General features: G+C 36.8%; 6 protein-coding genes. 4 read left to right on the plus strand and 2 right to left on the minus strand.

Annotated features, from left to right (window positions below; genetic code table 11):
- Positions 1-504: 504 nt before the first annotated feature.
- The 4 genes from alaS to ACP6PK_RS15930 all read left to right on the plus strand — a co-directional run bounded on the left by alaS (position 505) and on the right by ACP6PK_RS15930 (position 6,367).
- Positions 505-3,129 (plus strand): alanine--tRNA ligase, encoded by a 2,625-nt coding sequence (gene alaS / locus ACP6PK_RS15915; protein ID WP_426560718.1) that lies wholly within the window; start codon positions 505-507, stop codon positions 3,127-3,129.
- A gap of 76 nt (positions 3,130-3,205) precedes the next feature.
- The gene (locus ACP6PK_RS15920) at positions 3,206-5,203 is read left to right on the plus strand and encodes an ATP-binding protein (protein WP_426560720.1); all 1,998 of its coding nucleotides are present in this window, start codon (positions 3,206-3,208) and stop codon (positions 5,201-5,203) included.
- Positions 5,204-5,473: 270 nt separating this feature from the next.
- On the plus strand, positions 5,474-5,989 hold the full coding sequence (locus tag ACP6PK_RS15925; RefSeq protein WP_426560722.1) for a Pycsar system effector family protein: 516 nt from the start codon (positions 5,474-5,476) through the stop codon (positions 5,987-5,989).
- Between the two features lie 102 nt (positions 5,990-6,091).
- A complete protein-coding gene (locus tag ACP6PK_RS15930) occupies positions 6,092-6,367 on the plus strand; it encodes a DUF433 domain-containing protein (protein ID WP_426560724.1) in 276 nt (91 codons plus the stop codon).
- Between the two features lie 136 nt (positions 6,368-6,503).
- On the opposite strand, the gene ACP6PK_RS15935 is transcribed toward ACP6PK_RS15930, so the two are convergent.
- Together ACP6PK_RS15935 and ACP6PK_RS15940 are read right to left on the minus strand one after the other, a co-directional pair.
- The gene (locus tag ACP6PK_RS15935) at positions 6,504-7,505 is read right to left on the minus strand and encodes a zinc-dependent alcohol dehydrogenase family protein (RefSeq protein WP_426560726.1); all 1,002 of its coding nucleotides are present in this window, start codon (positions 7,503-7,505) and stop codon (positions 6,504-6,506) included.
- Positions 7,506-7,636: 131 nt separating this feature from the next.
- Positions 7,637-7,765, minus strand: a complete 129-nt coding sequence (locus ACP6PK_RS15940) for a hypothetical protein (RefSeq protein WP_426560728.1) — start codon at positions 7,763-7,765, stop codon at positions 7,637-7,639.
- Positions 7,766-8,012 lie beyond the last annotated feature (247 nt).

Genomic DNA, 8,012 nt, shown 5'->3' on the forward strand with positions numbered 1-8,012 from the left:
TAAGTTGCTATTTGTTCCTACAAATATACATCCTAGTATTTTATATCGAGCAGCAACTAGAAAAATAAATTTAACATTTTTTCTATTTTTTAATTTCAGGAGTATTTGATTAAGTTAGTATTAAGTTTTCCATACAAGCTAATGAAGGAAAATATTAATTCAATATTAAGTATAAATATTATTTAATTACTCAATTAAATAATATCTAAATCTTGAGAAATTAGGTCTATATTTATTCTGTTAAAGATTTAAAATAAATTATATATCTGATGAAAAACAAGAACGAAAAATTCTATGAAACCTCCTGCTCGGACTTCTAGAAAAAGTTTATGTAATTTCTGGAAATACTCGTTCAAGATTTCAGCTATTATAGAAAATTTATGTTGCTCAATGGCATATAACACCTAATACCTATTACAATAAAAGTTGTAAAATTTCAATAGGTAAAATTTTGCCTGTATCGACTGAAAATTCAAATTAGACCACCTAACATTATAATTAATTATGTCTGCCAAAAAACTCACAGGTAACGAAATTCGCCAAAAGTTTCTCGACTTTTACGCACAACGGGAACACCCTATTTTGCCTAGCGCATCTTTAGTTCCTGAAGACCCCACAGTATTACTCACTATTGCGGGAATGTTACCTTTTAAACCCATATTTCTCGGACAAGAACCCCGGAAATATCCCCGCGCGACTACTTCCCAAAAATGTATCCGTACTAACGATATTGAAAATGTTGGTCGCACTGCCAGACATCACACATTTTTTGAGATGTTGGGTAACTTCAGTTTTGGTGACTATTTTAAACCAGAGGCGATCGCCTTCGCTTGGGAACTTTCGACAAAAACATTCGGTTTACCACCGGAGCGTTTAGTTGTTAGCGTCTTCCGAGAGGATGATGAAGCGTTTGCTATTTGGCGCGACAAAATTGGTATTCCAGCACATCGCATTCAACGGATGGGAGAAGAAGATAATTTTTGGGCGTCTGGTCCGACGGGTCCCTGCGGTCCGTGTTCGGAAATTTATTATGATTTTCATCCAGAATTAGGGGATGATAACATTGACTTGGAAGATGACAGCAGGTTTATCGAATTTTATAATCTGGTGTTTATGCAATACAACCGCGATGCTGAGGGAAATCTTACAGCACTAGAAAACAGAAATATTGATACCGGGATGGGGTTGGAAAGAATGGCGCAAATATTACAAAAAGTGCCGAATAATTATGAAACTGACCTAATTTTTCCGATCGTTAAAACTGCTGCGGATATTGCTGGTATCGACTATGCAAAAAGTGACGACAAAACTAAAGTTTCTCTGAAAGTCATTGGCGACCATGTGCGAGCAGTAGCTAATTTAATTGCTGATGGTGTAACCGCATCTAACGTTGGTAGGGGTTATATTTTGCGAAGGTTAATTCGGCGAGTTGTGCGTCATGGTCGTTTGATTGGAATTTCTGGGGAATTTACATCCAAAGTTGCTGCAACAGCGATCGCTCTTGCTGAGGATGTTTACCCTAATTTACGGGAACGGGAAAGTGCTATTCAAGCTGAGTTGCAACGGGAAGAGTCGGGCTTCCTGAAAACATTGGCGCGGGGTGAGAAACTGTTGGCAGAAGTTATGGCAAAACCGGAAACTCAGAAAAGTAAACAAATTTCTGGGGAGGATGCTTTCAAGTTGTATGACACTTATGGTTTTCCTCTGGAATTGACCCAGGAAATAGCTGAAGAAAATGGTTTGACTGTTGATGTGAGTGGGTTTGAGTCAGAAATGGAACAGGCGAAAATTATCGCTCAGTTAGCACATCAAACTATTGACTTGACTGCCGAGGGTGGAGTCAAATTAGATGTTGACAAAACGGAATTTTTAGGGTACACAGATTTGACTTCTCCTGCACAGGTGATGGCGTTAATAGCTGATGGCAAACAGGTTGAGGATGCGGAAACGGGTACTCAAGTGCAAATTGTACTTGACAAAACTCCTTTTTATGGTGAGTCTGGGGGTCAAATAGGCGATCGCGGTTTTCTGACTGGGGATAATGTGGTTGTGCGGATAGAAGATGTGCAAAAGCAGAATAATATTTTTGTACATTTCGGTGCTGTGGAAAAGGGAACGTTAGAGTTAGGAATGACGGTGAATGCTGAAATAGATGGTGTTTGTCGCCGTCGAGCGCAGGCCAACCATACGGCAACTCATTTGTTACAAGCAGCTTTGCGGTCTTTGGTAGACTCATCAATTTCTCAAGCGGGTTCGTTGGTATCTTTTGACCGTTTGCGGTTTGATTTTAATTGTCCGCGGGGGTTGAAACCGCAGGAAGTTGTGCAAGTGGAAGCTCAAGTGAATAGTTGGATAGCTGAAGCACATCAGGCAACGGTTGCGGAAATGCCATTGGAAGTAGCAAAGGAAAAAGGAGCAGTTGCTATGTTTGGGGAAAAATATGCCGATGTGGTGCGGGTAGTTGACTATCCGGGAGTGTCGATGGAATTATGTGGGGGAACTCATGTGAATAATACCGCAGAAATAGGAGCGTTTAAAATTATTTCTGAAGCTGGTATTTCTTCTGGGGTGCGCCGTATAGAAGCGGTAGCAGGTTTGGCAGTTTTAGATTATTTGAACGTCCGGGATGTTGTGGTGAAAGAATTGAGCGATCGCTTTAAGGCAAAACCGGAGGAGTTATCGGAGCGGGTGAGTAATTTGCAGCAAGAGTTGAAGGAGTCGCAGAAACAGTTGGAGGCGTTGAAAGGGGAGTTAGCAGTAGCAAAGTCTGACCAGTTGTTAGGGGATGCTAAGACTGTCGGTGAGTTTCAGATATTGGTAGCAGAAATGCCTGGAGTTGATGCGGAGGCGTTGAAGACAGCAGCAGAGAGGTTGCAACAAAAGTTGGGCGACAGTGCTGTGGTATTGGGTTCCGGAGCTGAGGGGAAGGTGAGTTTGGTTGCTGCTTTTAGTAAGTCTGTTAATGGTAAAGGTTTGCAAGCAGGGAAATTTATTGGCGGGATAGCGAAAATGTGTGGAGGAGGCGGCGGCGGACGCCCGAACTTGGCGCAAGCAGGGGGTCGCGATCCGAGTAAATTGAAGGAAGCGTTGGAGAGTGCGAGGGAGAAGTTAGTTGATGGGTTGAAGTAGGTTATAATTATAGGGTGTGCTGAAACACACCCTAATTTACTCAAAGTTATATTGTTTTCTAAACTAATCAAGCAAAATGGCAAATAATAAACGAAAACTCCGCCCTCGAATTAATTACAGACATACACTTTTAGAACTTTCAGTCAATAGAAAAGATCCCTGTGAAGTTATTAGGGAATTAATATCTAATTCTTACGATGCAGGAGCATCAATTATTGAAATTTATCCTTTGCTCCAATACTCAGGATTTATATTTTTTGATAATGGCATTGGTATAAGTGATAGGCAAAAAATTAATGGTGTAACTCCTTTAGATGCTTTTTTTTCGATTGGTCTTTCTACTAAAACAAAAGGAGATTCTATAGGTTATAAATGTCAAGGTTCAAAGCTTTGTTTTGCTTCTGGTAAGTTTGCATTAATAACTAGATGTAAAGACGAAGATGAAAGTTATTGGCGTAGAGTAATTATAGATAATCCCAGAGACACTTTAGATTCAGAAAATGAAAATGTTGAGGTTTCTGAAGATCGACAACCCTGGAACACATTGCTCAACCTATTACATCAACCTGATTCTCGAACAACCGCTATTTTACAACAATTAAATAAAGACTATTTTGATTCAAAGTTTAAAAGTGGTACTTTAATTTTAGTGAAGTATTTAGAAGTAGATAATTTCCCTCATTATTATAGTACCGATAACGACTATCCTTATATCAAAAGTTATATAAGATTTTATACGAGGCATGGGGATGTTAGAATATTACAGCCAGAAACAACAGGATTTAGTTCTGTAGCAGCGAAAAATTTTAAGACTTGTTCGAGTTCATATAATGATAGATGTCATCTATTTCTTTGGAATTGTAGTAGTAAAACAGGAAATTTAGAGGAAATTCCTATAGGATATCCCTATGTAATTAGACCAGAAGTAATTCCTGGCTTAGAAAAATATGTGTCTTATAGTCCTGCTCAAATAAAACAGCTAACTAATGGAAAATTTTATGATAGAAGTGCAGATACTTTTAAATTTGGGGGTTTCAACTATTGTATTGCACTAGCTATTGATGGAAATCGTAGGGCACTTGACTATTATCAAGATTTAGATCGAGGTATATATAATCAATATAAAAAATCAGGAATTGAATTTACTTCTCAGAGAGGTACTTTTATTTGCTCAGAAGGAGTCAAGATTTGCCGATACAATGAAATATTTAGTCATGGCTCAATGCAAGAATATGCAGCTCTAAATGATAGTAAAGCACAGAGTCATTACTTGTTAGTAATAAATGGTAGCTTTAACCTAGTAACTGACAGAAATAATTTAAGTGAATCTTCTCTCAAAACTTTGAGAGATCCTCATTTCATAGAAAAAATTAAAGATTTTCTAGATCGAACATATAATCAGAGTAAAGTCTTTCAAGAGCTAATAGAAAGAATTGGAAATCAAGTTAGTCCTTCAAAAACTGAAGTCCAGGTCAAACAATTCAATAAAACTAAATCAAAAATCATAGAGCGTGACTATTTTTATATTCTTGATATTGAGCAATTAAAAGATAAAAAAATATTAGTTCCTATTACAGGAGAAGAACATGGAGTAGGTGCTTTATATACATTATTGTCTTATTTTGTTCCATCTGAGTCGCCTTATGCCCATTTATGGTTACGTCCTCTAACTTTTTCAGGGCAAGGAATTGATAGTATAGCTGCTGAGTACGGTGACAATAGAATAAATAAAGAATTAAAAGGTTTAGAATACAAATTTTTATTCGCAACTGATGAGCTATTTAACCATCCATTAGTTATAACCGATCAAATAATTTGTTGGGATATACATCAATCAGTAGTACCAGGTGAAACAGTAGATGATGGAGATTATGTTGGTGAGATAAATAAATCAGAGAAACTTCAAAAGATAGGATTTGAAATTATTAATATTGAGAGCAAGTCTGGTTCTGTTCACGATGATAAAATTTCCATAATATGTCTAAAAAAATTAATAGATAATACTTTTAATTGCCAGTGGAAAAAAAGTCGCTATAGTCAGAAAAAATCAGGAACAAAAAGCCGCAAAAGGTAACTATCAATTGTTAGTATAAAGTTAGTTATTTTTTAGCAATAAGGAGGGTATCAGCCCGCCTGAAAATTATTGATTTAGAAGTTTCAATCTACATGATTTGAAATATCTTCACTATTATTCCAGATAGGTATTCCGTCTTCAGGTTCAAACTTCACAGTTGGTTCATTTTTTTCAGGTTGTTTAGGTGGTTTTAGTTCCTGATAAGTATCAGACGGTTTCTGATTTTAGTTTTCATTTTGTTGTGAATTATTAGACATGGAGGCTATTATTTTGACAGAAAAGGACAACTCTAATATACAACTAATTTACGAATATGCGCAGCAGGTTTTAAAAGATTTAGATTCTAGTCAAAACACTTTAAATACTAAGTTAGGAACAGTTATTGGGTTTGATGCTATTATGATTCGTTTTTCATCAGATTTACCTGATAATTCCCTGGTTTTAAATTTGCCAGACACAGACATTTGTTTAAAGTGTAAAATGTGCTTAATTCTAAAAATACTAACTCTTTGTAGCTTAATTATTTCTTTGATTTTTGGATTATGGGGATTTAAACCAAAAAAAGGAGGAACAAATATTCTGCCTCAAAAGTTGATTGAAAAATGTCTGAGTATTACTGAAGAGCGTTATCGGCGTTCGTTAATTGAAGTTTGGAATGAGTCAATTATAGAGTTAGCTGAACTCAGAGACGCTACAGCTAAAATGTTAAATAGAGCAGTTTTATTTCTGGTTTTTGCAGCTATTATATCAGCAGTAGATGTGATATTAGCATCAATAATTGAATAAATTGCTTGTAGTAGAATCCTAAACCTAAATAATTTTTCTTAGTTAGCTAAAAAAACTATTGTCTGTTAAAATATATCTATTATTTGTATGTCAAAATTAGTTATGTCTAAAACATCTACAATTACAGAACACATTGAAATTACTCCAGGAATTTGTGGTGGAAAACCTCGGATTGCTGGACATCGAATTAGAGTAGAAGATATTGTTATTTGCTATGAAAAAATGGGGCTTTCTCCAGATGAAATTGTCTCTCAATTGTTAGAATATGTCTATTATTTGTATTCCAAAATTAGTTATGAATGCTTTCATGTTTGTCTCCTTATTTATCTAAAACTTACGCACCCCAACCAAGAAACCGGGTTTATTACCCTAATTTAACGCTTGATATTGCCAATTTTAGTTCATAAACCCGGTTTCTGCGTAAGTCCTTTTGTCGTTTAATACCCCACTGTCTACATGGTGTATAGAATTGCTGTGAGTTTGAGTTCCCTTAGTCCTCCTTCTTTCTTCTTCCTTACTTCAATTCAATTGTAATTTTACCAAAATGGGAACCTGTTTCCATATAACTCAATGCTTCTGGAGCTGACTCAAATGGAAATACGCGATCGCAAACCGGACGTAATTTCTGCACATTTATTGCTTTATTCATCGTCTCAAACATTTGACGCGAACCGACAAAAATACCCTGTATGCGTACTCCTTTCATTACTGCGGGTAAAGGATTAAATTCTCCTTGCGCTCCAGCTAATACACCTATTAAACTTATTTGACCTCCCATTCTCACTGCTTTCACAGACTTACTCAAAGTATTTGCTCCACCAACTTCCACAACATAGTCAACTCCTACTCCCTCAGTCAACGCCAACACTTGTTTTTCCCATTTAGGCACATATTTATAATTAATGACATCAGATGCACCTAACTGTTTCACCCGCTCCAATTTTTCATCACTACTGGAAGTTGCAATGACTCGCGCTCCTGCCATTACTGCAAACTGTAACGCAAACAAGGAAACTCCACCTGTTCCCATTACTAACACTGTTTCCCCTGGTTTTAAACCTGCTTCTATTAGAGCATGCCAAGCAGTTACTGCAGCACAAGGTAAAGTTGCTGCTTCTGTATCAGATAAGTGAGCAGGAATATTTACCACCCCATTTTCAGACAAGACTACATATTCTGCTAACATTCCATCAACTTCACCACCCAAAGCTGACCTTGCTGCTTCTGTAGTTAAATTACCTGATAACCATTTCTGCAGAAAAATGCCAGCGACTCTATCTCCCGGTTTCACTCTGGTGACACCTTCTCCTACTGACACAACTTCTCCAACTCCATCGGAACATGGAATAACAGGTAAAGGTAAATGGGGGTTGTAAAGACCTTTAACCATTAAAATATCTCGATAGTTAAGGGAAACTGCTGTGACTCTGACTAAAACTTCTCCAAATTTTGGTTGTGGTTGTGGTTTTTCAGTACAGACTAATTTACCAAATTCCTGAATTACAAAAGCTTTCACAAAGTTCTCCTATTTAAAAATATGGCAGTTGAAAATAAGACTGTAGTGAACCGAAACTTATGCAATGGTGCGTTCCGACAGATTGTTAAATGTCTTTCACAGTCTAAATTTTAGCCGTCTTTTCATGTCCGCTAAGAGCGGAAACGCACCCTACTGGACTCTGCTGTGACTCTGACTAAAACTTCTCCAAATTTTGGTTGTGGTTGTGGTTTTTCAGTACAGACTAATTTACCAAATTCCTGAATTACAAAAGCTTTCACAAAGTTCTCCTATTTAAAAATATGGCAGTTGAAAATAAGACTGTAGTGAACCGAAACTTATGCAATGGTGCGTTCCGACAGATTGTTAAATGTCTTTCACAGTCTAAATTTTAGCCGTCTTTTCATGTCCGCTAAGAGCGGAAACGCACCCTACTGGACTTATTGAACTTGTTGGGTAACTATCAATTATCCATTATCAATTATCCATTATCAATTATCCATTATCAATTATCCATTATCAATTATC

This window comes from Dapis hubbardiae BLCC-M172 (genome assembly GCF_050016015.1).
Lineage (GTDB): Bacteria > Cyanobacteriota > Cyanobacteriia > Cyanobacteriales > Microcoleaceae > Trichodesmium.